General features: G+C 57.1%; 17 protein-coding genes, 2 tRNA genes and 3 rRNA genes. 15 read left to right on the top strand and 7 right to left on the bottom strand.

What is annotated here, in order from left to right; genetic code table 11:
- The first annotated feature begins 28 nt into the window (after positions 1-28).
- From ilvC to JIO00_RS24800, 12 genes are all read left to right on the top strand, one after another.
- Positions 29-1,045, top strand: coding sequence for a ketol-acid reductoisomerase (gene ilvC / locus JIO00_RS24855; RefSeq protein WP_007948647.1), 1,017 nt, complete (start codon positions 29-31; stop codon positions 1,043-1,045).
- Positions 1,046-1,190: 145 nt separating this feature from the next.
- Positions 1,191-2,048 carry a CDP-diacylglycerol--serine O-phosphatidyltransferase gene (gene pssA / locus JIO00_RS24850; protein ID WP_010467638.1) on the top strand — a complete coding sequence of 286 codons (858 nt, stop codon included), beginning with the start codon at positions 1,191-1,193 and terminating at the stop codon, positions 2,046-2,048.
- Positions 2,049-2,111: 63 nt separating this feature from the next.
- A complete protein-coding gene (gene msrP, locus JIO00_RS24845) occupies positions 2,112-3,125 on the top strand; it encodes a protein-methionine-sulfoxide reductase catalytic subunit MsrP (RefSeq protein WP_200667020.1) in 1,014 nt (337 codons plus the stop codon).
- Entirely contained in the window at positions 3,125-3,745 is a 621-nt protein-coding gene (gene msrQ, locus JIO00_RS24840; protein WP_010467642.1) for a protein-methionine-sulfoxide reductase heme-binding subunit MsrQ, read from the top strand. The genes msrP and msrQ overlap by 1 nt, the downstream gene beginning before the upstream one ends.
- A gap of 544 nt (positions 3,746-4,289) precedes the next feature.
- Positions 4,290-5,828: ribosomal RNA gene (locus tag JIO00_RS24835) — 16S ribosomal RNA — on the top strand.
- A 123-nt stretch (positions 5,829-5,951) separates the two neighbouring features.
- Positions 5,952-6,028 (top strand) — tRNA-Ile (locus tag JIO00_RS24830).
- Positions 6,029-6,038: 10 nt separating this feature from the next.
- Positions 6,039-6,114, top strand: a tRNA-Ala gene (locus tag JIO00_RS24825).
- A gap of 240 nt (positions 6,115-6,354) precedes the next feature.
- Positions 6,355-9,246: ribosomal RNA gene (locus JIO00_RS24820) — 23S ribosomal RNA — on the top strand.
- A gap of 158 nt (positions 9,247-9,404) precedes the next feature.
- A 5S ribosomal RNA gene (gene rrf, locus JIO00_RS24815) occupies positions 9,405-9,520 on the top strand.
- Together the 16S, 23S and 5S rRNA genes with 2 tRNA genes alongside form the textbook arrangement of a ribosomal RNA operon.
- A 150-nt stretch (positions 9,521-9,670) precedes the next feature.
- A complete protein-coding gene (locus tag JIO00_RS24810; protein ID WP_077749035.1) occupies positions 9,671-10,330 on the top strand; it encodes a paraquat-inducible protein A in 660 nt (219 codons plus the stop codon).
- The gene (locus JIO00_RS24805) at positions 10,317-10,940 is read left to right on the top strand and encodes a paraquat-inducible protein A (protein WP_010458355.1); all 624 of its coding nucleotides are present in this window, start codon (positions 10,317-10,319) and stop codon (positions 10,938-10,940) included. Before JIO00_RS24810 ends, JIO00_RS24805 begins: the two co-directional genes overlap by 14 nt.
- Positions 10,933-13,236, top strand: a complete 2,304-nt coding sequence (locus JIO00_RS24800) for a PqiB family protein (RefSeq protein WP_010458354.1) — start codon at positions 10,933-10,935, stop codon at positions 13,234-13,236. Before JIO00_RS24805 ends, JIO00_RS24800 begins: the two co-directional genes overlap by 8 nt.
- A gap of 215 nt (positions 13,237-13,451) precedes the next feature.
- On the opposite strand, the gene mksF is transcribed toward JIO00_RS24800, so the two are convergent.
- From mksF to mksB, 3 genes are read right to left on the bottom strand one after another with little or no spacing between them, the layout of a single operon-like run.
- Positions 13,452-16,292: an Mks condensin complex protein MksF gene (gene mksF / locus JIO00_RS24795; protein ID WP_010458353.1), complete on the bottom strand. Its 2,841-nt coding sequence runs from the start codon at positions 16,290-16,292 to the stop codon at positions 13,452-13,454.
- A complete protein-coding gene (gene mksE, locus JIO00_RS24790) occupies positions 16,289-16,990 on the bottom strand; it encodes an Mks condensin complex protein MksE (protein WP_077749032.1) in 702 nt (233 codons plus the stop codon). Before mksE ends, mksF begins: the two co-directional genes overlap by 4 nt.
- A complete protein-coding gene (mksB, locus tag JIO00_RS24785; RefSeq protein WP_010458351.1) occupies positions 16,980-18,257 on the bottom strand; it encodes an Mks condensin complex protein MksB in 1,278 nt (425 codons plus the stop codon). The genes mksE and mksB overlap by 11 nt, the downstream gene beginning before the upstream one ends.
- A 219-nt stretch (positions 18,258-18,476) precedes the next feature.
- On the opposite strand from mksB, the gene JIO00_RS24780 reads away from it, so the two are divergent.
- Positions 18,477-19,229 (top strand): energy transducer TonB, encoded by a 753-nt coding sequence (locus tag JIO00_RS24780; RefSeq protein WP_200668669.1) that lies wholly within the window; start codon positions 18,477-18,479, stop codon positions 19,227-19,229.
- Entirely contained in the window at positions 19,222-19,674 is a 453-nt protein-coding gene (gene rimI / locus JIO00_RS24775) for a ribosomal protein S18-alanine N-acetyltransferase (RefSeq protein WP_077749029.1), read from the top strand. Before JIO00_RS24780 ends, rimI begins: the two co-directional genes overlap by 8 nt.
- 107 nt (positions 19,675-19,781) lie before the next feature.
- Here the strand turns inward: rimI and JIO00_RS24770 are convergent, their stop codons facing one another.
- On the bottom strand, positions 19,782-20,186 hold the full coding sequence (locus JIO00_RS24770; RefSeq protein ID WP_010458344.1) for a hypothetical protein: 405 nt from the start codon (positions 20,184-20,186) through the stop codon (positions 19,782-19,784).
- Between the two features lie 142 nt (positions 20,187-20,328).
- Between JIO00_RS24770 and can the strand changes: the two genes are divergently transcribed.
- Positions 20,329-20,973, top strand: coding sequence for a carbonate dehydratase (can, locus tag JIO00_RS24765; RefSeq protein ID WP_010458342.1), 645 nt, complete (start codon positions 20,329-20,331; stop codon positions 20,971-20,973).
- Between the two features lie 7 nt (positions 20,974-20,980).
- On the opposite strand, the gene JIO00_RS24760 is transcribed toward can, so the two are convergent.
- From JIO00_RS24760 to JIO00_RS24750, 3 genes are all read right to left on the bottom strand, one after another.
- The gene (locus JIO00_RS24760; RefSeq protein ID WP_102594945.1) at positions 20,981-21,505 is read right to left on the bottom strand and encodes an SET domain-containing protein-lysine N-methyltransferase; all 525 of its coding nucleotides are present in this window, start codon (positions 21,503-21,505) and stop codon (positions 20,981-20,983) included.
- A 177-nt stretch (positions 21,506-21,682) separates the two neighbouring features.
- Positions 21,683-22,855, bottom strand: coding sequence for a hypothetical protein (locus JIO00_RS24755; RefSeq protein WP_077749027.1), 1,173 nt, complete (start codon positions 22,853-22,855; stop codon positions 21,683-21,685).
- Positions 22,856-22,928: 73 nt separating this feature from the next.
- Positions 22,929-24,650 carry a J domain-containing protein gene (locus tag JIO00_RS24750; RefSeq protein ID WP_154501756.1) on the bottom strand — a complete coding sequence of 574 codons (1,722 nt, stop codon included), beginning with the start codon at positions 24,648-24,650 and terminating at the stop codon, positions 22,929-22,931.
- Between the last annotated feature and the right edge of the window lie 5 nt (positions 24,651-24,655).

Raw genomic sequence — 24,655 nt, 5'->3', positions numbered from 1 at the left:
GAACGGCCTGGATATATAGGGGAATTTCATGAAAGTTTATTACGAAAAAGACTGCGACCTGTCGATCATCCAGGGCAAGAAAGTTGCCATCATCGGTTACGGTTCCCAGGGCCACGCTCAGGCGTGCAACCTGAAAGACTCCGGCGTTGACGTGACTGTCGGTCTGCGCAAAGGTTCGGCCACTGTTGCCAAAGCCGAAGCTCACGGCCTGAAAGTGACCGACGTTGCTTCCGCTGTTGCCGCTGCCGACCTGGTCATGATCCTGACCCCGGACGAGTTCCAGTCTGCCCTGTACAAAAACGAAATCGAGCCGAACATCAAGAAAGGCGCCACCCTGGCCTTCTCCCACGGCTTCGCGATCCACTACAACCAGGTTGTTCCGCGTGCTGACCTCGACGTGATCATGATCGCGCCGAAAGCACCGGGCCACACCGTGCGTTCCGAGTTCGTCAAAGGCGGCGGTATCCCTGACCTGATCGCTATCTATCAGGATGCTTCGGGCAACGCCAAAAACGTTGCACTGTCCTACGCCGCAGGCGTCGGTGGCGGTCGTACCGGCATCATCGAAACCACCTTTAAGGACGAGACCGAAACGGACCTGTTCGGCGAACAAGCCGTTCTGTGCGGCGGTACCGTTGAACTGGTCAAAGCCGGTTTCGAAACCCTGGTTGAAGCTGGCTACGCGCCGGAAATGGCCTACTTCGAATGCCTGCACGAACTGAAGCTGATCGTTGACCTCATGTACGAAGGCGGTATCGCCAACATGAACTACTCGATCTCCAACAACGCTGAATACGGCGAGTACGTGACGGGTCCGGAAGTGATCAACGCCGAGTCCCGTCAGGCTATGCGCAACGCCCTGAAACGTATTCAGGACGGCGAATACGCCAAGATGTTCATCAGCGAAGGCGCGACCGGCTATCCTTCGATGACCGCCAAGCGTCGTAACAACGCCGCTCACGGTATCGAAATCATCGGCGAGCAACTGCGCTCCATGATGCCGTGGATCGGTGCCAACAAGATCGTCGACAAAGCTAAAAACTAAGTCGCGCACTTGTACGAAAAACGCGGCTTAGGCCGCGTTTTTTCGTTTGGGCTGAAAGGTTCTGGTATAAAGCTGCATCGTTTGCGGCCGAACCGTCGTCCCAGACACCTGTCGAAACTTTCCACCCCGTTGCAAGGTAATGTCCATGAGCGAACGTCCCGAAGAGCCAAACAAGGCTTCTGACGCCGAAAGCCTGCTGCCCATCGATGAACACATCGAGGAAGGGCATGACGCTGAAGGTCGTAAAGTCCGGCATCGTGGTATCTATCTTCTGCCGAATCTGTTCACCACCGCGAACCTGTTCGCAGGGTTTTATTCCATCATCAGCTCGATGAGCGCCCAGAGTGCCTTGAGTGCCGGTGATTCGATTGGCGCGAGCAAGTATTTTGCGTTTGCCGCGATTGCGATTTTCGTCGCCATGGTGCTCGACGGCCTTGATGGTCGCGTTGCCCGCATGACCAATACCCAGAGTGCCTTCGGCGCCGAGTACGATTCGCTGTCGGACATGGTCGCCTTTGGTGTCGCGCCGGCGTTGCTGGCGTTTGGCTGGGCTTTGGGCGACATGGGCAAGGTCGGCTGGATGGTTGCCTTCATCTATGTCGCGGGTGCAGCGTTGCGCCTGGCACGCTTCAATACGCAAGTCGGCACCGCGGATAAACGCTACTTCATCGGTCTGGCCAGTCCGGCTGCAGCGGGTGTTGTCGCGGGGATTGTCTGGGCGTTCAGTGACTACGGCATTCAGGGTTCCAAGATGTCGTTCCTGGTTGCGCTGATGGTGGCCGCCGCCGGCATGCTGATGGTCAGCAACATCAAGTACAACAGCTTCAAGGAGCTGGACTTGAAGGGGCGAGTGCCCTTTGTCGCGATCCTCGCGGTAGTCCTGGTGTTTGCCGTGGTCTTCAGTGATCCGCCGCGCATTCTACTGCTGGTTTTCCTCGCTTACGCGGCGTCTGGTCCGGTGCAATACCTGTTGCATCTTCGTCGGCACAAAAACGCCGAGTGATGTAATTTCCCTCATACTCCGCAGTCTATTGGTGCATCTGTCCTCCAATGCTGCGGAGTTGCCATGCTGATCAAAGTCCCCAAAGCGTCTGACTGTCACGAGTCGGACGTCACGCCTGAATCCTTCTATCTTTCTCGACGCAATCTACTGGGTGCAGCCGTTGCCGGTCTGGCCGTGAGCAGTCTGCCGCGCTGGGCCAGTGCTGACGAAGCCGCTCGTTACGCAGATGTCGAGCCAGGCAAGGCGCCTTCCTGGTTTGCCGAAAAGCTTCCTGCTACTAAATGGGGGGCAGTCAACGTCAAGGATGAGGCGATCACGCCATTCAAGGATGCGACCCACTACAACAACTTCTACGAGTTCGGCACTGATAAAGGCGACCCTGCCGCCAATGCCGGTTCGCTGAAGACTGAGCCTTGGACCGTGGTGGTGGATGGAGAGGTAGGTAAGCCGGGTCGGTATGCGCTGGAAGACTTCATGAAACCCTATCAGCTGGAGGAGCGTATTTATCGTCTTCGCTGTGTCGAGGCCTGGTCGATGGTTATTCCCTGGATTGGTTTTCCTCTTTCGGCGTTGCTGAAGCAAGTCGAGCCGACATCGAAGGCCAAGTTCATCCGCTTTGAAACGCTGCAAGATCCCAAGAGCATGCCTGGGCAGCGCTCTGGTTTTGCCTTGATCGAGTGGCCCTATGTAGAGGGTTTGCGCCTGGATGAGGCGATGAATCCGTTGGCCATTCTTGCGGTGGGCATGTATGGGCGTGAACTGCCGAATCAGAACGGGGCGCCTCTGCGTTTGGTGGTGCCCTGGAAGTATGGCTTCAAGAGCGTCAAATCCATCGTGCGGATCAGTCTGGTCAGCGAACAGCCGAAAACCACCTGGCAGAGCATTGCCGCGGATGAATACGGCTTCTACGCCAACGTGAACCCTATAGTTGATCACCCGCGTTGGACTCAGGCTCGTGAGCGTCGTTTGCCGAGCGGCCTGTTCAAGCCCAATGTTCGGGACACACAGATGTTCAACGGCTACTCGGATGAAGTCGCTTCTCTCTATACAGGGCTCGATCTGCGGAAGAACTACTGATGCGTTATCCGTTTTGGCGAATTGGCGTCTTTATAGCGGCGGCGGTCTGGCCGCTGCTTTGGTTGTATCAGGCCTGGCAGGATGTGTTGGGTCCCGATCCGGGCAAGGTCCTGGTTGATCGGCTGGGGCTGGGGACGCTTATCCTGCTGCTAATAACGTTAAGCATGACGCCTCTGCAGAAACTCACCGGTTGGGCGGGGTGGATCGCTGTGCGCCGGCAGCTGGGGTTGTGGTGTTTCGCTTATGTGGTTCTGCATCTGAGCGGCTACACGGCGTTTATTCTTGGATTTGATTGGTCGCAGCTGGGTGTCGAGTTGCGCAAACGGCCGTACATCATTGTCGGGACGTTGGGTTTTCTCTGTTTATTGGCATTGGCGATGACTTCTAATCGTTACAGTCAGCGCCGGCTGGGTGTTCGTTGGAAGAAGCTGCATCGGCTGGTGTATGTCATTCTCGGGCTTGGATTGCTGCATATGTTGTGGATCGTTCGTGCCGATCTCAAGGAATGGGCGATCTATGCTTCTATAGGTGCGCTGTTATTAGTGTTGCGCATTCCGCCTGTGGCCCGTCGAATCCCGCGTTTAATAGCCAAAAAAGCGCCTTCTGCAAGAAAAGCATAAATAGGTGTTGACGGCAGATTCTGGAAGTCTATAATTCGCCCCACTTCCGGCGCAGTCGAAACGGAAAACTCCTTGATAAACAAAGAGTTACGCAGTTTTCGACAGCGAGTTGCTTCAGGTCATCGAAGCCCAGAAGGAGTTGATCAAGCGGGGTTGTTTGGCTTGATTGACGGTTCGATCTTCTCGGTCGAAAGCGGAGAAAAAGAGGTGTTGACAGCAGCGAGTAACGCTGTATAATTCGCCTCCCGCTAACGAGAGATCGGAAGCGCAAGTGGTTGAAGTTGCAAAGGAAACTTTGAAAACTTCTGAAAATAACCGCTTGACAGCAACAGAGGCTGCTGTAGAATGCGCGCCTCGGTTGAGACGAAAGATCTTAACCAACCGCTCTTTAACAACTGAATCAAGCAATTCGTGTGGGTGCTTGTGGAGTCAGACTGATAGTCAACAAGATTATCAGCATCACAAGTTACTCCGCGAGAAATCAAAGATGTAACCAACGATTGCTGAGCCAAGTTTAGGGTTTCTTAAAAACCCAAAGATGTTTGAACTGAAGAGTTTGATCATGGCTCAGATTGAACGCTGGCGGCAGGCCTAACACATGCAAGTCGAGCGGCAGCACGGGTACTTGTACCTGGTGGCGAGCGGCGGACGGGTGAGTAATGCCTAGGAATCTGCCTGGTAGTGGGGGATAACGCTCGGAAACGGACGCTAATACCGCATACGTCCTACGGGAGAAAGCAGGGGACCTTCGGGCCTTGCGCTATCAGATGAGCCTAGGTCGGATTAGCTAGTTGGTGAGGTAATGGCTCACCAAGGCGACGATCCGTAACTGGTCTGAGAGGATGATCAGTCACACTGGAACTGAGACACGGTCCAGACTCCTACGGGAGGCAGCAGTGGGGAATATTGGACAATGGGCGAAAGCCTGATCCAGCCATGCCGCGTGTGTGAAGAAGGTCTTCGGATTGTAAAGCACTTTAAGTTGGGAGGAAGGGCAGTTACCTAATACGTATCTGTTTTGACGTTACCGACAGAATAAGCACCGGCTAACTCTGTGCCAGCAGCCGCGGTAATACAGAGGGTGCAAGCGTTAATCGGAATTACTGGGCGTAAAGCGCGCGTAGGTGGTTTGTTAAGTTGGATGTGAAATCCCCGGGCTCAACCTGGGAACTGCATTCAAAACTGACAAGCTAGAGTATGGTAGAGGGTGGTGGAATTTCCTGTGTAGCGGTGAAATGCGTAGATATAGGAAGGAACACCAGTGGCGAAGGCGACCACCTGGACTGATACTGACACTGAGGTGCGAAAGCGTGGGGAGCAAACAGGATTAGATACCCTGGTAGTCCACGCCGTAAACGATGTCAACTAGCCGTTGGGAGCCTTGAGCTCTTAGTGGCGCAGCTAACGCATTAAGTTGACCGCCTGGGGAGTACGGCCGCAAGGTTAAAACTCAAATGAATTGACGGGGGCCCGCACAAGCGGTGGAGCATGTGGTTTAATTCGAAGCAACGCGAAGAACCTTACCAGGCCTTGACATCCAATGAACTTTCCAGAGATGGATTGGTGCCTTCGGGAACATTGAGACAGGTGCTGCATGGCTGTCGTCAGCTCGTGTCGTGAGATGTTGGGTTAAGTCCCGTAACGAGCGCAACCCTTGTCCTTAGTTACCAGCACGTAATGGTGGGCACTCTAAGGAGACTGCCGGTGACAAACCGGAGGAAGGTGGGGATGACGTCAAGTCATCATGGCCCTTACGGCCTGGGCTACACACGTGCTACAATGGTCGGTACAGAGGGTTGCCAAGCCGCGAGGTGGAGCTAATCCCAGAAAACCGATCGTAGTCCGGATCGCAGTCTGCAACTCGACTGCGTGAAGTCGGAATCGCTAGTAATCGCGAATCAGAATGTCGCGGTGAATACGTTCCCGGGCCTTGTACACACCGCCCGTCACACCATGGGAGTGGGTTGCACCAGAAGTAGCTAGTCTAACCTTCGGGGGGACGGTTACCACGGTGTGATTCATGACTGGGGTGAAGTCGTAACAAGGTAGCCGTAGGGGAACCTGCGGCTGGATCACCTCCTTAATCGACGACATCAGCTGCTCCATAAGTTCCCACACGAATTGCTTGATTCATTGAAGAAGACGATAGAAGCAGCTTTAAGCTCCAAGCTGATAGCTCCAAGCTAACAGTTGCGCGCTCGAAATTGGGTCTGTAGCTCAGTTGGTTAGAGCGCACCCCTGATAAGGGTGAGGTCGGCAGTTCGAATCTGCCCAGACCCACCAATTTTGTTATGGGGCCATAGCTCAGCTGGGAGAGCGCCTGCCTTGCACGCAGGAGGTCAACGGTTCGATCCCGTTTGGCTCCACCATATAACTGCTTCTGCTGTTAGAGTTTAGAAATGAATATTCCGGTGTGAATATTGATTTCTAGTCTTTGATTAGATCGTTCTTTAAAAATTTGGGTATGTGATAGAAAGATAGACTGAACGTTACTTTCACTGGTAGCGGATCAGGCTAAGGTAAAATTTGTGAGTTGCTCTTAATTGAGTATTATCGAATTTTCGGCGAATGTCGTCTTCACAGTATAACCAGATTGCTTGGGGTTATATGGTCAAGTGAAGAAGCGCATACGGTGGATGCCTTGGCAGTCAGAGGCGATGAAAGACGTGGTAGCCTGCGAAAAGCTTCGGGGAGTCGGCAAACAGACTTTGATCCGGAGATGTCTGAATGGGGGAACCCAGCCATCATAAGATGGTTATCTTAAGCTGAATACATAGGCTTAAGAGGCGAACCAGGGGAACTGAAACATCTAAGTACCCTGAGGAAAAGAAATCAACCGAGATTCCCTTAGTAGTGGCGAGCGAACGGGGACTAGCCCTTAAGTGGCTTTGAGATTAGCGGAACGCTCTGGAAAGTGCGGCCATAGTGGGTGATAGCCCTGTACGCGAAAATCTCTTAGTCATGAAATCGAGTAGGACGGAGCACGAGAAACTTTGTCTGAATATGGGGGGACCATCCTCCAAGGCTAAATACTACTGACTGACCGATAGTGAACTAGTACCGTGAGGGAAAGGCGAAAAGAACCCCGGAGAGGGGAGTGAAATAGATCCTGAAACCGTATGCGTACAAGCAGTGGGAGCCCACTTTGTTGGGTGACTGCGTACCTTTTGTATAATGGGTCAGCGACTTATTTTCAGTGGCGAGCTTAACCGAATAGGGGAGGCGTAGCGAAAGCGAGTCTTAATAGGGCGTCTAGTCGCTGGGAATAGACCCGAAACCGGGCGATCTATCCATGGGCAGGTTGAAGGTTGGGTAACACTAACTGGAGGACCGAACCGACTACCGTTGAAAAGTTAGCGGATGACCTGTGGATCGGAGTGAAAGGCTAATCAAGCTCGGAGATAGCTGGTTCTCCTCGAAAGCTATTTAGGTAGCGCCTCATGTATCACTGTAGGGGGTAGAGCACTGTTTCGGCTAGGGGGTCATCCCGACTTACCAAACCGATGCAAACTCCGAATACCTACAAGTGCCGAGCATGGGAGACACACGGCGGGTGCTAACGTCCGTCGTGAAAAGGGAAACAACCCAGACCGTCAGCTAAGGTCCCAAAGTTATGGTTAAGTGGGAAACGATGTGGGAAGGCTTAGACAGCTAGGAGGTTGGCTTAGAAGCAGCCACCCTTTAAAGAAAGCGTAATAGCTCACTAGTCGAGTCGGCCTGCGCGGAAGATGTAACGGGGCTCAAACCATACACCGAAGCTACGGGTATCACTTAGGTGATGCGGTAGAGGAGCGTTCTGTAAGCCTGTGAAGGTGAGTTGAGAAGCTTGCTGGAGGTATCAGAAGTGCGAATGCTGACATGAGTAACGACAATGGGTGTGAAAAACACCCACGCCGAAAGACCAAGGTTTCCTGCGCAACGTTAATCGACGCAGGGTTAGTCGGTCCCTAAGGCGAGGCTGAAAAGCGTAGTCGATGGAAAACAGGTTAATATTCCTGTACTTCTGGTTATTGCGATGGAGGGACGGAGAAGGCTAGGCCAGCTTGGCGTTGGTTGTCCAAGTTTAAGGTGGTAGGCTGGAATCTTAGGTAAATCCGGGATTCTAAGGCCGAGAGCTGATGACGAGTGTTCTTTTAGAACACGAAGTGGTTGATGCCATGCTTCCAAGAAAAGCTTCTAAGCTTCAGGTAACCAGGAACCGTACCCCAAACCGACACAGGTGGTTGGGTAGAGAATACCAAGGCGCTTGAGAGAACTCGGGTGAAGGAACTAGGCAAAATGGCACCGTAACTTCGGGAGAAGGTGCGCCGGTGAGGGTGAAGCATTTACTGCGTAAGCCCATGCCGGTCGAAGATACCAGGCCGCTGCGACTGTTTATTAAAAACACAGCACTCTGCAAACACGAAAGTGGACGTATAGGGTGTGACGCCTGCCCGGTGCCGGAAGGTTAATTGATGGGGTTAGCTAACGCGAAGCTCTTGATCGAAGCCCCGGTAAACGGCGGCCGTAACTATAACGGTCCTAAGGTAGCGAAATTCCTTGTCGGGTAAGTTCCGACCTGCACGAATGGCGTAACGATGGCGGCGCTGTCTCCACCCGAGACTCAGTGAAATTGAAATCGCTGTGAAGATGCAGTGTATCCGCGGCTAGACGGAAAGACCCCGTGAACCTTTACTATAGCTTTGCACTGGACTTTGAATTTGCTTGTGTAGGATAGGTGGGAGGCTTTGAAGCGTGGACGCCAGTTCGCGTGGAGCCAACCTTGAAATACCACCCTGGCAACTTTGAGGTTCTAACTCAGGTCCGTTATCCGGATCGAGGACAGTGTATGGTGGGTAGTTTGACTGGGGCGGTCTCCTCCTAAAGAGTAACGGAGGAGTACGAAGGTGCGCTCAGACCGGTCGGAAATCGGTCGTAGAGTATAAAGGCAAAAGCGCGCTTGACTGCGAGACAGACACGTCGAGCAGGTACGAAAGTAGGTCTTAGTGATCCGGTGGTTCTGTATGGAAGGGCCATCGCTCAACGGATAAAAGGTACTCCGGGGATAACAGGCTGATACCGCCCAAGAGTTCATATCGACGGCGGTGTTTGGCACCTCGATGTCGGCTCATCACATCCTGGGGCTGAAGCCGGTCCCAAGGGTATGGCTGTTCGCCATTTAAAGTGGTACGCGAGCTGGGTTTAGAACGTCGTGAGACAGTTCGGTCCCTATCTGCCGTGGACGTTTGAGATTTGAGAGGGGCTGCTCCTAGTACGAGAGGACCGGAGTGGACGAACCTCTGGTGTTCCGGTTGTCACGCCAGTGGCATTGCCGGGTAGCTATGTTCGGAATAGATAACCGCTGAAAGCATCTAAGCGGGAAACTAGCCTCAAGATGAGATCTCACTGGGACCTTGAGTCCCCTGAAGGGCCGTCGAAGACTACGACGTTGATAGGTTGGGTGTGTAAGCGCTGTGAGGCGTTGAGCTAACCAATACTAATTGCCCGTGAGGCTTGACCATATAACACCCAAGCAATTTGCTGACCTGAAAAGGCACCAGATTGCGGTGTGTGAAGACGAAACGAACCGAAAGTTCGATTGTTCACAAACACCGAGATCTATCACATACCCATTCGCTGGAGCGTGCGCCGTAAGGCAAGCGACCTGGCTACCGAATTTCTTGACGACCATAGAGCATTGGAACCACCTGATCCCATCCCGAACTCAGCAGTGAAACGATGCATCGCCGATGGTAGTGTGGGGTTTCCCCATGTGAGAGTAGGTCATCGTCAAGATTAAATTCCGAAACCCCTATCTGCGTATGCAGGTAGGGGTTTTGTTTTGTCCGCAGGAAAGTTCTCCTCAAGCTACAACACAAATTTGCACAGTTATTTTCGACTCATGACACTAGAATAGGTCCAACTTTTTTCGGAGCCAGAGCCCTTATGCCAGATCCGGTTGACGCCCCCGGGCTGTCAGAATTACCGCTGGACGACTTGGTGGCCTGCCATGAGTGTGACTTGCTGATGCGCAAGCCTGAGCTTGCCCATGGCGAGAAAGCCCTGTGCCCGCGCTGCGGTTACGAACTCTACGCCCATCGGCACAACGTAGTGCAGCGCAGTCTCGCGTTGGTCATCGCCGCGCTGTTGTTGTACATCCCGGCGAACTTTTTACCCATCATGCAGCTCAATCTACTCGGGCAATCGTCGCAAGACACCGTCTGGACCGGCGTTGTCGGTCTGTTCGATACCGGCATGCAAGGCGTCTCGGTGATTGTGTTCCTGTGCAGCATGGGAATCCCGTTGCTCAAGTTGCTCTGCCAATTGGCCGTGCTGTTGAGCATCCGGTTTGATATCGGACGCAGCTACGGTTTGCTGCTCTACCGTATTTATCACCATCTAAGGGACTGGGGGATGCTCGAGGTTTACCTCATGGGCGTACTGGTGGCGATCGTAAAACTGGCAGATATGGCAGCCATTACAGTAGGTCTCGGTTTGGCCTGCTTTATCAGTTTGTTGTTGGTCCAGGTCTGGTTGGAGGTCGTGATGTCGCCTCATCAGATCTGGCAGGCTTTGTCAGGAGAGGATGCCCATGCGGGCGATTGATGCAGGCATTCTGATTTGCACCGAATGCCATGAATTGAACAAGCAGGAAGCCGACACCGACGAGCAAACCTGCACCCGTTGCGGTGCGCTGGTGCACGCCCGTCGCCCGAACAGTGTCATGCGGACCTGGGCACTGCTGGTCACCGCAGCGATTCTCTACATTCCGGCCAACGTGCTGCCGATCATGACTGTCAGCTCATTAGGGCAGGGCGATCCCAGCACCATCATGTCGGGCGTTATCCAGCTGGTTCAGCACGGTATGATTCCCATCGCCGCCGTGGTTTTTATCGCCAGTATTCTGGTGCCGACGTTCAAGCTGGTGGGCATCGCACTGCTGCTGTTTTCAGTACAACGTCGCCAGCCCCTCTCGGCACGCCAACGAATCTGGATGTACCGCTTTATCGAGTTCATCGGCCGCTGGTCGATGCTGGACATCTTCGTGATCGCCATCCTGGTGGCGGTCGTGAATTTCGGACGGCTTGCCAGCGTCGAAGCCAATCTTGGCGCCATCGCTTTCGCCAGTGTGGTGATTTTGACGATGCTTGCCGCAGTTACTTTCGATCCCCGACTGATTTGGGATAACACGGAGTCGGACGACGACCATGACTGATTTGCCTACAGCTAAAACCCGACCGGCTTCGAACTGGTCTGCCATCTGGGTGCTGCCCCTGATCGCCCTGATCATCGGCGGCTGGCTCGGCTGGCGTGCCTATAGCGAAACTGGCATCGAGATACAGGTGCGTTTCGAAAGCGGTGAAGGCATTCAGGCCAACAAGACTGAAGTCGTCTATAAGGGCATGCCAGTCGGCAAGGTGAAAACCCTTAAGCTCGATGATGAAGGCAGTTCCAAAGGTGTGATCGCCACCGTCGAGATGAACAAGGACGTGGAGCAATACCTCAAGACCAGCACCCGTTTCTGGCTGGTCAAACCGAGCGTGACCCTGGCTGGTATCACCGGACTGGAAACGCTGGTGTCCGGCAACTACGTGGCCATCAGCCCCGGCGAGGGCGAGCCTACCCGCAAGTTCAAGGCCCTGGCTGAAGAGCCCCCGCTGTCAGACTCTCAGCCCGGCCTGCACCTCACCATCAAGGCTGATCGTCTCGGTTCACTGAATCGCGGCAGCCCCGTGTTCTACAAGCAGATCAAGGTCGGCCAGGTCAAAAGCTACTTGCTGTCGGAAGATCAAAGCACAGTCGAGCTCAAAGTGTTCATTGAGCCCACCTACGCCAATCTGGTGCGCAAACACACCCGTTTCTGGAACGCCAGCGGCATCAGCATCGACGCCAACCTGTCTGGTGTAAAAGTGCGTAGCGAATCGCTCGCCAGCATCGTCGCCGGCGGTATCGCTTTCGCCACGCCGGAGAACCGCAAGGACAGCCCGCCCACCGATCCAAGCCTGCCGTTTCGCCTCTACGAGGACTTCGATGCCGCCGCTGCCGGTATTCGGGTCAAGGTCAAACTCAGCGATTTCGAAGGCCTGCAGGCCGGCCGTACTCCGGTCATGTACAAAGGCATCCAGGTCGGCAACCTGAAAGCACTGAAGGTCGATCCGGACCTGAATGCCGCCACTGCCGAATTGACACTTGATCCACTGGCCGAGGATTACCTGGTCGAAGGCACTCAGTTCTGGGTGGTCAAACCGTCGATTTCCCTTGCGGGCATCACCGGGCTGGAGGCCTTGGTCAAAGGTAACTACATCGCTGTGCGACCGGGCGACAAAGGGGCCGCGCCGCAACGTGAATTTGTGGCCAGACCCAAGGCGCCGCCGTTGGACCTGCGTTCGCCCGGTCTGCACCTGGTGTTGTTCACCGAAAACCTGGGTTCGCTGGAAGTCGGCAGTCCGATTCTCTATAAGCAGGTCAAGGTTGGTTCGGTGCAGAGCTATCAGTTCTCCAAAAAGAAGAAGCAACTGGTGATCGGTGTCCACATCGAGAAGGAATACGAAGGCTTGGTCAATGCCTCGACACGCTTCTGGAATGCCAGCGGAATCACGCTCACAGGCGGACTGACCGGTGGAATCCAGGTCAAAAGTGAATCGTTGCAAAGCCTGATGGCCGGCGGCATCGCTTTCGAAACCCCCGAAGCCAAGGCGCCGTTGCAAAAACGCATTCCGCGTTTCCGCCTGTTTGCCAGCCATGAGGAAGCCAACCAGAAAGGCGCCGTGGTTACGATCAAGGTCGATCGCGCCGATGGCTTGCGCAGTGGCACTCCCGTGAGATTCAAAGGCCTGGATGTCGGCAAGATCGAAGATGTCGACCTCAGTGATGACCTGCAATCGGTGATGCTCACCGCACGAATCACCGAAGTGCCGGAGCGCATTGCGCGGGTCGGCAGTCAGTTCTGGGTGGTCAAGCCTGAGTTGGGCCTGATCAAGACCTCCAACCTGGAAACGCTGGTAACTGGCCAATACATCGAAGTGCAGCCAGCAGCGAAGAATCTGGGGCCGCAGAAGAACTTCGTCGCCCTGGCCACTCCACCGGAATCGGCCAAGCAAGAAGCCGGTTTGAGTCTGGTGTTGAGCGCCGCTCGCCGTGGTTCACTGAAAACCGGTGTGCCGGTAACGTACCGCGAGGTCACCGTGGGCAAGGTGACGGGCTATGAATTGGGTCAGACCGCTGACCGTGTGTTGGTGCACATTCTGATCGAGCCGAAATACGCGCCATTGGTGCGCAGCGGCACGCGTTTCTGGAACACCAGCGGTTTCGGGTTCGACTACGGCTTGTTCAAAGGCGCGACGGTCCGTACCGAATCGTTGGAAACGCTGATTCAGGGCGGTATCGCCTTCGCCACGCCGGAGGGTGATCGCATGGGCAATCCGGCGCGGCCTGAGCAGACGTTCCCGCTGTTCGACAAGTTTGAAGATGAATGGCTGACCTGGGCGCCGAAGATTTCACTCGGTAAATAGACTATTGGTGTCCCTGTTGCCGCCATCGCGAGCAGGCTCGCTCCCACAAAGGATTTGCTGTGACCACGGAATTTGTGATCGACACCAACCCCCTGTGGGAGCGAGCCTGCTCGCGAAGAGGCCCTCAAGTACACTGAATCACTAAAAAGACATGCCCAAAAAAAGGCCGCGATCCATTGGATCGCGGCCTTTTTAATGCCTTCGATTAACGCAAATCAAACCGCGTCCAGCTCCGGCTCATCTGCTTCAACGCTGACCACAGCCTTCACCTCATCATGACGACGGATGTACTTCCAGTCCGCCTCATCGATGTAGATCCCGTTTGGCCCACTGCCACCTTCCAGGTCAATCGCCACACTGGCACAGACCTGCGGCTTCACACTCGCCAGGATCGGCACAAAGCCCAGTTGCAGGCTGGTTTCCAGCAGCGCAGCCTGGTTCTTCTCGTCGATGTCCGCCGCCTCGTCGAGGTAGTACGGCAGGCGCACGCGACCGGCTTGATCACGGTCCATCAAGTGCAGCAACAAGTACATGTTGGTCAGCGCCTTGATGGTCATCGTGGTGCCGTTGGAGGCCGCGCCATCGATGTCAGTGTGGATAACCGGTTGACCATTGACCTTGGTGATCTCGAACGCCAGTTCGAACAAGTCCTTGAGGCCCAGCTGGTTGTGGTTAGCCGCCACCAGACGCGCCAGGTATTCCTTGGCTTCTTCGTTCTTGTTGTCCTGATCGGCGCTTTGGCTCAGGTCGAAGACCGAAAGGGTTTCGCCTTCCTCGTACTGACCGGCGCTGTGGATGATCTGGTCGATGTGCTTGAGGGCCTCCTTGTTCGGCGCGAGCACGATGCGAAAGCTCTGCAGGTTGGAGACCTGACGTTTGTTGATCTCGCGGTTGAACAGCGCCAGTTGATGCTCAAGGCTGTCGTAGTCGCTGCGGATGTTGCGCAGGGTCCGGGCGATGTCGGTCACCGCCGCACGACGCGCCTTGCCGAGGGTCAGCGCTTCGTCGGTGCGGTGCGCGTAAGCGTTGATCAGCAGTTGCAGGCGACGCTCCATATCGTCTTCGCTGTCGAACTTGGCCACGCCCTTGAGGCGAACCTGCGCATAAAGCGCCTCGATCTGGCCATCGCTGCGCTGCAAACCCTGCCAGCTGTCCTGATAGTCGTTGAGCAGCGGCAGCAGGTTGTCCATGGAATCATCGATCGGGTCCATGAACGGCGTACCGAACGGCAGGTCTGCGGGCAACAGCTGACGGCGGCGCAGGGCGTCGTCTAGGGTGCGTTGCTTGGCTTCCATGTCGCCGATCTGCCGGCCGACCAGTTGCAGCTTGGCGGACAGTTGCTGGACGCGCTCGGTGAAGGCATCGCTGGAACGCTTCAATTCGTCCTGCGCCGCTTCCATCTGCGCCAGTTGCTCCAGCTTGTCGCCTTCTTCGGCGCTCAGGGTTTGTGCACGGCGGAAATCTTCCAGGGCTTTTTGCGCATCCAGCACTTGCTGGTACAGCGCTTCGGTCTGGGTCTTGCTCGCTGCGCGGTCGGCGACCACGGCAGCCTGGGTTTTCAGTTGCTTGAGTTCTTTCTCCAGGCGGTCTTTCTGATCGCGCAATGCCGCGCGGTCGGCCAAGGCTTGCAGGGCTGGCGGCTCAATGTGCGAGATGTCGATGGCCAGGCCTGGTACTTCGAAACGCTCGCCTTTGAAGCCGTCGAGGATCAGCTCCAGGGATTTGACCCACTGACCGTCCTCATCCAGCGTAATGCCATGCTCACCCAGCGGCAGGCTGAACAGCGCGCTGTTGAACAGACGCATCAAACGCTCAACGTCCTGCTGCGAGAACTCTTCGCGCAGACGGGCGTAGCTGTTGTTGTCGGCGTGATCGAGTTGCTGTTTCACCGATTTCAGGCGTTTTTCCAGGTCCCGCAGACGTTCTTCGAGGTCTTCGGCAGAGAACTGCCGCGACTGGGCCAGCGCACCGGCCAGTTCATCGTGCGCGTCCTTGGCCGCGAGCAACTGCTGCTCCAGCACTTTGACGTCATCGACCAACGCGAAGCGATTCTTCAACGCCGAGAGTTCGCCGAGCCAACGCTGGATGCCGGTGATTTCCCGCTCCAGGCGCATCAACTCCTGAGTGCCGCCACGCTGATCGTTTTGCAGCGCGTCCTGCTCGTTGCGGTAGTGCTCGGCCTGAATCGTCAGCTCTTCCTTGCGCGCACTGGCGTAATCCGACCAGGTGCCGAGCAGCGAGTCGAGCAACGGCGAGATCCGGTGCAACTTGCCGCGCAGAATATTGCGCTGGGTCACGCCGGCGGCGAGGGCTTCAACCAATGGGCCGGCGGTGACCAGCGAGTTGTAATCCTGCTCCATGCGTCGTACATCGCGGAACGCTTCTTCGCACGCGGCAATGTAATCGACGCTGCCGGAACGCAAGCTGTGTTCAAACGCATCGAGGAACAGTTGCTTGAGCTTGGCCGCGGTGATTTCGCGCATGTGCAGCAAGTTGATGAACAGTGCGCGGAACGTCTTCAGGCTCTGCTCGCTGGTGGAGCGCAGCGGGATCAGGGTCAAGTCCAGCGGGATTGAGGTGTGACCGCCGACCAGCAAGCGACGCAGCTCATCCGGCTTGAGTTCATAGGCTTTCAAGCCCTCACGCTCAAGGTTGGTGAACAGCTCTTTCTGGCGCAGGCAGGTGTCGTTCTTCTGGTAATGCGCCAGGTCCAGTTTGCCGGCGTAGGCAAAGAACTGGTGACCGAAACCACCGCCCGGGCCGCGCCCGACCACGCCGATTACGTGCGGGCCGTGGGGCAGCGAGACTTCGACCAGGATGTAACTGGTGTCCGAGGCGAAGTAGAAACGACGGGATTGTTCCAGGCTGTACTTGCCGAAACTCATGTCCGACATGCGCGCCAGAATCGGAAACTGCAACGCGTTGATCGAGGCGGATTTACCGAGGTTGTTCGCGCCGTAGACCGACAACGGTTCTTCCAGCGGGAACAGGCCGAGGCTGTAACCGGCGGTGTTCAAAAGGGCAAAGCGGCGAATGCCGTAGCGTTCCTTGCTCATGCGTCGGTCTCCTGTTCTTCTGCAATGGCGCGGGCCATGGCGTCTTCTTCACTTTCTTCTTCGAAGTCACTCAGATCGAGCGGATCATCGGTTTGCAGCAGTTTTTCGTCGCTGTCGTCATCGATCAGCACCGGAACCGGCAGCGGTAAGACGCTGTGCAGGCTGGCCGCCAGATCGCGGTCTTGTTGAACCGACAGGCAAACGTCGAGGAAACGATGCATCGGCGGCAGGAAGCGGTAGATGCCGTTTTCTTCGCCGGCAAAACCGAGCTGGGTCATGCGGCGCATGATTTTTTCTTCGAGTTCTTCCACGGTCTGCACTTCGGCCTGGATGAACAGGTCGCGGTATTTTTCCAGCAAGGACGGCAATTCATCGCGGCCGAGGCTGCCACCGTCGAGCACGGCGACCGGGTCACGGCCCTGATCCGCCAAGTGCTCGACGAGGATGAAGGTGAACAACGCCAGACGTTGCGCAGTCTTGTTCACCGCTGCCGCCGCAAGGTCCGGCACGAAGTAATAGAAACCACGGGTGTCGCAGACCAACTCATAGCCCAGCGCCCTGAACAGCGTGCGGTACTGGTCCTGGAAGTTCGACAGTTGCGCGTACAACTCCGGGTCGCGGCGGCTGACGTGGTAGCCCTTGAACAGCTCGCGAAAGATCGGCGCCAGTTGGGACAGTTCGGATAGATCAAGATGCATGTGGGGTGCTCGCAGAATCCTCGGCGGCGGTGTCGCGGGCCGAGAGCAGGGCGAAGGAGCGCAGGCTGACCTGGTGCTCGTGAGTGTGGTAATCGCGGCGTTCCAGACGCTCGCGTGTGAAGCGTTTTTCCCGCGACAGGCGCGAGAACCAGTAAAGCAATTCGTCGGTGGCGCCGTCCGGCTCCTGCTCCAGCAGCCAGGTCATCAGGTCCGGCATCGGCAGGGCGTCTTCGCAGCGTTCGAGCATTTCCCGAACCGTGCGTGGCGCGCGCGGCGCTTCACCTTTCTGCGTTTTGTGGGCCTTGGGGAAGCGCGCCGGTTTCGGCTCGAATCGGGCCAGCGCATAAACGTAGGCTTCGACCTGACTGGCGCTGCCGAGGAAGGTGCTTTGCGGGCGGGTGAACATCGGCATCGCCGCTTGCGGCACCGCATCGATGCCTTTGCGACGAATGGCCGACAAGGCCAGCGCAGCGCCACGGGTCACGGCGTTGTGTCGACGGGCTTCTTCACGCAACGGCAGCAGCAATTCGCGGGCGTGGCGCAGGGTCAGTTGGGCGCTTGTCTGCATTTCGAGGATGCGCGCGTGAGTACGCAGCAGCATGTCGTCGTCGACCAGGTGACCGAGGCGCTGTTGTTCGGTGAGCATGCGCAGCAGGACGTTCTCGACCTTGCGCACGCCTTGCTCGAAGGCGCCGTCGGCGTTCACCAACTGAATCATCGGCTCGACGTATTCGTCCCAGGTCGCCAGTACTTCGGCGTAACGCTGACGCAGCGGGATCTGCCGGTCGCTGGTCTTGGCGCGTTCGGCGACGGCCACCAGGGCCTGTTCGTCGTTGGCGAGTTTCTTCAATACATCGCGTACGCGCATGTCGAGCAAACGCAATTGGCGCGCCAGATCGTGGCCATCGCGAATGTCGAAAGCGTCCTGGATATAACCGGCCAGACGTTCGAGGTGACGCAGATAGGCTTCGATCTCCAGGCACAGGCCCAGACGGTGCTCACGGCGCAGGTAAGCGAGGAAGTCGTGGATCTGCGCATTGAGCTCGAAACGGTTCGGGCTTTTTGCCACGGGAACCAGAATGTCGAGGCGGATCCACACGTCCAGCAGGCTGGTGATGTCCTGCGGCGTACTGTCGAGTTGCTGGGCGGCCAACTGTGAACGCAGTTCGTTGAGGCTCAATGTGCCTTGGTCGAAGTGCTCGCACAGTGGCTCTAGAAGTGCCCAGTGTTCAGCGAGGGCGCGCAAGACGCGCTTGGGTTCGATCATCGGAATGGCCGGCTGGTTGGCGATTAAAAGCCGCGATTGTACTGCATCGGGACCGATGCGATTCACTCTCGGGACGGGCTGTCGCTGTTTCTAAGGGAAAGAGTATCGATCAAGCGCGGGCGATCTTGAGCGAAGGGCGGTAGAATCAGCGCACTTTAGTTATCCTCAAGTGGCCGACCTTTGCTAATCGAGTCCCGTCGCCGCGCCTATTTGACTGCCATGCAGGTGGTCAACTGGCTGCCGCGCACTGAATTGCCCTTTGCCGCGCCATCGCGTCCCGAGCTGATGGAGATGCCGGAGCCGTTGGTCGTCGCGCCGGTGGTGCCTGCCTCCGCGCCAGCACCTGCCGCTGTCGCTGCCGCTGCGCCGGTGATGGCACCGACGGAGCGCGTCAAGATCGAGGTGCCGCGGCCATCGCTGGCCAGCACCCGCACGAACGCCAAGGTCGAAGAAGAAGCCGCGCCGGTCGTCGCCAAGTCTGTGCCAGTGCCGCCACCGCGTTTTTCCCTGCAATTGCTGCGCGCTGGTCGGTGCCTGCTGTTGGTCGAGTTACCCACAGGCGAAACGTTCCAGACCCGCGATCCAGCCTATCTGCTGCTCAAAGACATGCTGCGCGCCGCCGGTCTGCCAGACAGCCCGCAGATCATCGGCGAGCCGGTGCGCTGGCCGCTGTTGGCCCGGGGCACCATGGATCAGGGGCCGGAAGCCGCTCGGGACTTCGTGCAAGGTTTTCTCTCGGCCCGGCTGGAAGACGCTCCGTGCGTTTGCGTGTGGCTGATCGGCCTGCCAGCGGTGCGTTTTGCCGGTGAGGCGAACGCCGAATCCTTCAACCGTGAACTCCAGGTCGAAGGCCTGGGCTCGGTCTGGGCCCTGCCGGGCCTGGAATTATTAATGGAAGAGCCACAGCGTAAGGCTGATGTCTGGCAAGCCATGCGTCGGCTGATGGCGCGCTGGAAAGAATCAAATGAGTGACGCTGTATCGTTCCGCCCGATGACCGAGGCGGACCTGGACGCTGTACTGAAAATCGAATACGCGGCGTACAGCCATCCCTGGACCCGCGGGATTTTTCTGGATGGGCTGGGCAAGTACCAGATCTGGCTGATGTTCGAAGGGCAGCAACAGGTCGGTCACGGCGTGGTGCAGATCATTCTGGATGAAGCGCATCTGCTCAACATCACCGTCAAGCCCGAGAATCAGGGCCGTGGGCTGGGTTTGACGCTGCTGGAGCATTTGATGTCCCGGGCGTATAACGCCAAGGCGCGGGAATGTTTTCTGGAAGTGCGCGACAGCAACCGTGGCGCGTTCAAGTTGTATGAGCGTTATGGGTTTAACGAGATTGGGCGGCGGCGGGATTACTACCCCGCGGTGGGAGGGCGGGAAGATGCCGTGGTCATGGCCTGCACTTTGGTCGACTGAGCCTTTTTGAAGCTTCGCGGGCAAGCCTCGCTCCTACAGGACTGGTGTCTTACCCATCCCGTAGGAGCGAGGCTTGCCCGCGAAGGCGTCCTGACTGACATCTACGATCAACGATTACCGTCCATCGGATCCCGCCGCGCCATCTCCGCCTCATCCAGCCCATTGCCCCCGCCAATATCGTCTTCATCGACAATACTCAAATCCCAATCCGCCTGATTGCCCTCACCGGCCTCATGGGCATCCCGCGCACCGTCTTCACGGATCAACGTTTCCGGGCTCATGTCATCATCTGTAGACTCATGGTCATCGGTCGAGGCCCCCGTCATGCCCGCTTCACGCACACGTTCCCGAGGCATCAGCCGTTCGCGCTCGGTTTCCGGCAGTTCGTCGCCTATTTTCGCGCTGGGTTCTTCCTCGTCGAAATCCAGTTCATGCATCGAACCCATGCGGTCTTCGTTGTCGTCGATGGGCTCGGGCTGCACCGCATCGTACGGACGTCGTGAATCAGTCATGGCAATTCCTCATACTGTGGGCCTTACTAGGGTGGACCCGCTGAACTCCTGAGAATTCCACCCGGCATTACTTGCATCAAGCGCGTGACCCCGACGGGCGGTTGTCTGTCAAACCAGCGCATCATTCTTGAGGCTTTACAGCATGAACGAATTACAAGATCTGATTGATAACAACGAACGCTGGGCCGAGGCGATCAAACAGGAAGATCCGGACTTCTTCTCCAAGCTGGCTCGCCAACAGACGCCGGAATACTTGTGGATTGGCTGTTCCGACGCCCGGGTGCCTGCCAACGAGATCGTCGGCATGCTGCCCGGCGACCTGTTCGTCCACCGCAACGTGGCCAACGTGGTGCTGCACACTGACCTCAACTGCCTGTCGGTGATTCAGTACGCGGTCGACGTGCTCAAGGTCAAACACATCCTCGTCACGGGCCACTACGGCTGCGGCGGTGTGCGCGCTTCGATGCAGGATCGCCAGCTGGGCCTGATCGACGGCTGGCTGCGCTCGATCCGTGATCTCTATTACGAGAAGCGTGAAGAACTGGCCGGGTTGCCGACCGAAGAAGAACGGGTCGACCGTCTCTGCGAGCTCAACGTGATCCAGCAAGTGGCCAACGTCGGCCATACCAGCATTGTGCAAAACGCCTGGCATCGCGGGCAGAACCTGTCGATCCATGGTTGCATCTACGGCATCAAGGATGGCCGCTGGAAAAGCCTGAACACGACCATCAGCGGTTTTGAGCAATTGCCGCCGCAGTACCGACTGCGTCCGGTCGAAACGCTGTAAAAACGGTTCAACAGAGACTGCGCCGACGCCAGTGGTGGAAATACAACTGGCCGTCGGCGTTCGGCTGTTCATCGTAGCCGCAGATCCAGCCTCGACACTCCGGGGACCCGCACTGACAGGCGAACTGGCGCAGCAGTTTGTCTTCGGTCGTGGCGTAATCCATCGTCAAGTTGTCGCCTTTATTAATATCCGTCAGTGCCCACAACCACATTTCGCTCATGTCGAGAAAGACATTGGGGTCGCAGGAGTGCCTCAGCAGCCCGCTGAAGTGTGGGTCGTAGACGTGGATACCAGGCGCCAGCTGCCGGGTATGTCGATGGCGATAAGGCACGAGATGCCCCGACACGCGGCAGATTCGGCTGATCTGTGGAAATTCGCGCAGGGCTACGATGGCCGCGGCCAATCCACTCGCGTTGTAGATAATCTCGAAATCGACCCGGGAAGGAAATCCAAGGCCTGGCGGTAGCTCCGGGAATGGATAGAATCCATCGGGAGCTTGCGCCAGGGGCCCGTGCAGGGAATGAGGTTTCATAACGATCCTTGTCGGCAGCGCGTTGCGACTTCCCAACTGACGTCCTGTCAGCCCTGCAACACAGGGGGTTACCTCAAGATCTCGCAAATGAAACGACGGGTCTACTGTCAGAACTGACAGAAGGAAAGTGCGCTTTTGCGCGTAAGCCTTCGCTCACACGCAAACGTGCAAGGGCGTTTACAGCGCAGGCGCCGGAGCCGCAGTCACAGGTGCCGGGGCTTGCAGCTGTTTGAGCTCGGACTGGATCGGCGTCGTCGCGCATTTGGCCACGGCTTGTTCAGGCGTCAGGTTACGGATCGAGGTGTAGAACAGCTCGCAGGTTTTTTCTTTCTGGGTCACTTGCCACGTCTGTGTGCAGCCTTTCAGCTGAGCGGTCGGGTCGGTCCCGGGTTTGCTGCCCATACCGGCCTGCCAGCAGGCGGCGCTCAAATCCTGGCCCATGACTTTCAGGCCCGCGGCATCGGCCTTGGCCTGAGCATCGTCGCCGGTGTAGCTCTCTGGGTTGGCGGCGTACCAGATGTAGCTCGGGTGGTTGGAGCCCAGCACCGGCACCTTCACCCCGGCGCTCGGGCTGATCGTGGCCAGACCCAGCACATTCACGGTCGGCCCGTATTGCTGCTTGATCCAGTTACGCACCGGTGCGCCAAACGCGACCATCGGCAACGTGGCACCGCTGGCGTTCTGGCTGACTTCCTTGACCATGGTGGTCTGGTAGTCCTTGAAGTAGTCGTAGACACCTTCCAGATCCTTGCCTGCACTGGCCGGCGCCGCAATCGGCGCGATATCAATGATGGTCTGGTAACCCGGCGTCTGATCGGCGGGGATACCGTTGTCGGTCAGCAGCGTGGCCCAGCGATCCGTGGTGGCGGAGCGCAGGTAATCCTGGGCCTGTGTCAGGGAGTAATCCGGCGGGAAATGCAGCAGCTCGACGCTCTTGCGGTTTTCCAGGGCCATGCCCAGTGGCAGGAACAGATACCAGCTGTAAGCCCACTTGCCATCAACGTTGAGCTTTTTGGCGCCCGTGTAGGCCAGATCACCGGCATTGAGCAGCGCGGACAACGGTTTTTCGTAACCCTTCGGCACGCCGCTGATGTCGGCGTAGAGCTGACCGTTATCGGTTTTGACCCGCACTTTCGCAGTGCTGTAGCCATCGCGCTGTACGCTTTGGGTCAGGTAGTGCTCGACGGTTTGCTCAAGCGTCCAGTTGCGGAAGCAGACGACGTTGCAGTTGTTGGGGTAGGCGAACAGCCGCGTGACGCGTTCGGTGCTGCCCAGTTTCAGATCGACATTGGCGTGGGCGGCGGCGCTCAGGGTAAGGGCCGCGAGGGTAAGTCCTGTCAGTTTGAACATGCTCAGATCCTTTTCAGCGTGGGCCGCGTTGATCGCGGGCGATAGTTACTTAAGCAGATCGGCCGGCAATCGCTCACCTGAACATCAAATGAGTCAGGTGATATTCCGGGAAATACATCCGACACACGAAGATGACGCCGACCATCACCAGCAAAAACACCAACTGCAACGGACTGAAGTGCGCCCAATGCAGCGCCGTCAGCCAGGGACGCCGAGCGGCCAGTTCAGGGTCGAGCTGACCGATACGGCGTTTGTGCAAGAGACCGATCAGCATGAAACCGACATAAGTCGCCATGCCCGGCCAACCCAACAGAAGCCCGAACAGCAACGTGAGGACGGCTTGCGGAACACCGTGTCGCATCACCAGCCAACGGGTATCCGGGTTCCAGTGGCGGGGGACCAGGCCTTCGGTCAGCCACAGGTCCTGGACAACGACATGCGAGATGATCGGCACCCACCAGCTCATGGCGAAACGGAAGAACCAGACCGGCACGCAGGCGAATGCCAACGAGATAAATATCATTGGGATGCTGATGCTGAAGCCTTTGGATTTGTATTCGGTCGGGAAATAAAACAAAAACAGCGCCAGTGCGATGCCCGCCCAGACACGCACCCAGGTTTCGTCGGCGATGGGGCGCGGCAGGAAACGTCGCCAGTGAAAAACATCGGCGTGGGGCAACCGCAAACGCAATTGCGGATAACGCCACTTGAGGGTTTGCGCAAGGTCATGACAGGCCTGCCATTCGTTCTGGCCAAAGCCGTCGATCATTTTCTTTTGTTGGCCAGGCTGCATCGGATTCATCAGCAAGTGCGCGGCTTGAACGTCAGCGGCCCAGGTCCGGTTGTCTTGGGCCTTGGCCTGCAGGCTTGCGTAGAAGCTTTCCTGATTGCAGCGCTCAATCAGTGCCTGCCAGAGCGACATCGGTTCAGGATGAATGCCTTTTTTATCGTCCCAGCCAAACACCTGACCGACGCGATCGAACAGTGGCAGGCTCCATTCGGTGTCGTTGAACAATTGCAGGAGGATCCGCTGCCACTCCTGACGTCGATCGAACACCTGCAGCCAGGGTTGCACGGTGTAACTTTTGAGCTGTGTCAGGAATTCCCGCTCCTTGCCGGCTTCGAGCAACTCCTGCAACGCCTGCCGATAATCCTGCAGCAAGCCGCTGGCGAGAGCGTCTCGCTGCCAATCGGTCATTTCGACGTTTTGCCAGGGCGCGAGCCAATCGAGGTGCTGGACCGCCCAGGCGGCAATCGAATTGCGCAAGCCCGGATGATCGAAGCACAACGCCAGCAATCGCTGTTCAAACGCCTTGGCGCAGTGCTGTTGTTGCGCTTGGGCCCAGCGCTCGGACAGATTCTGCTCGGAGAGTCCGTCGAGCAAGGCGCGCGCCGCGAGTTCGTCCGGCGCTGCAACCGGTTCGTGAAGGGGCTGGGAGTTGGACGGTGCAAGGTTCAGCGAGTGCAGAGGGGGCGGACTTTCAAGGTTCAAGGGCCGAAGTGGAGGCGGATTTTGAAGGCTCAACGGACGCACGCCGAGCACATCGGACCCTGCCTGGAGGTCGGTGTGATTGGGCTTCTCGACAATGTCGACCGTTGCGACTTCATGTTCTTCGGCGGCGTATTCGGCTCGCCATTGCGCAACACCCAGCGCCTGCTCATAGGCTTCACGCAAGCGCTGAAAGCCTTCGGGATCTTCATCGGGCCGGAAGGTTTTCAGCAGCCTTGCATAGCTTCGCTTGAGGGTGCGCGCATCAGCGTCTTCGGGCAGTTCCAGCACAGACCAGCAATCCATATTGC

Source organism: Pseudomonas sp. SW-3, from assembly GCF_016615645.1.
In the GTDB taxonomy this organism is placed as follows: Bacteria; Pseudomonadota; Gammaproteobacteria; order Pseudomonadales; family Pseudomonadaceae; genus Aquipseudomonas; species Aquipseudomonas mandelii.
This window is presented reverse-complemented; position numbering and strand designations above follow the sequence as displayed.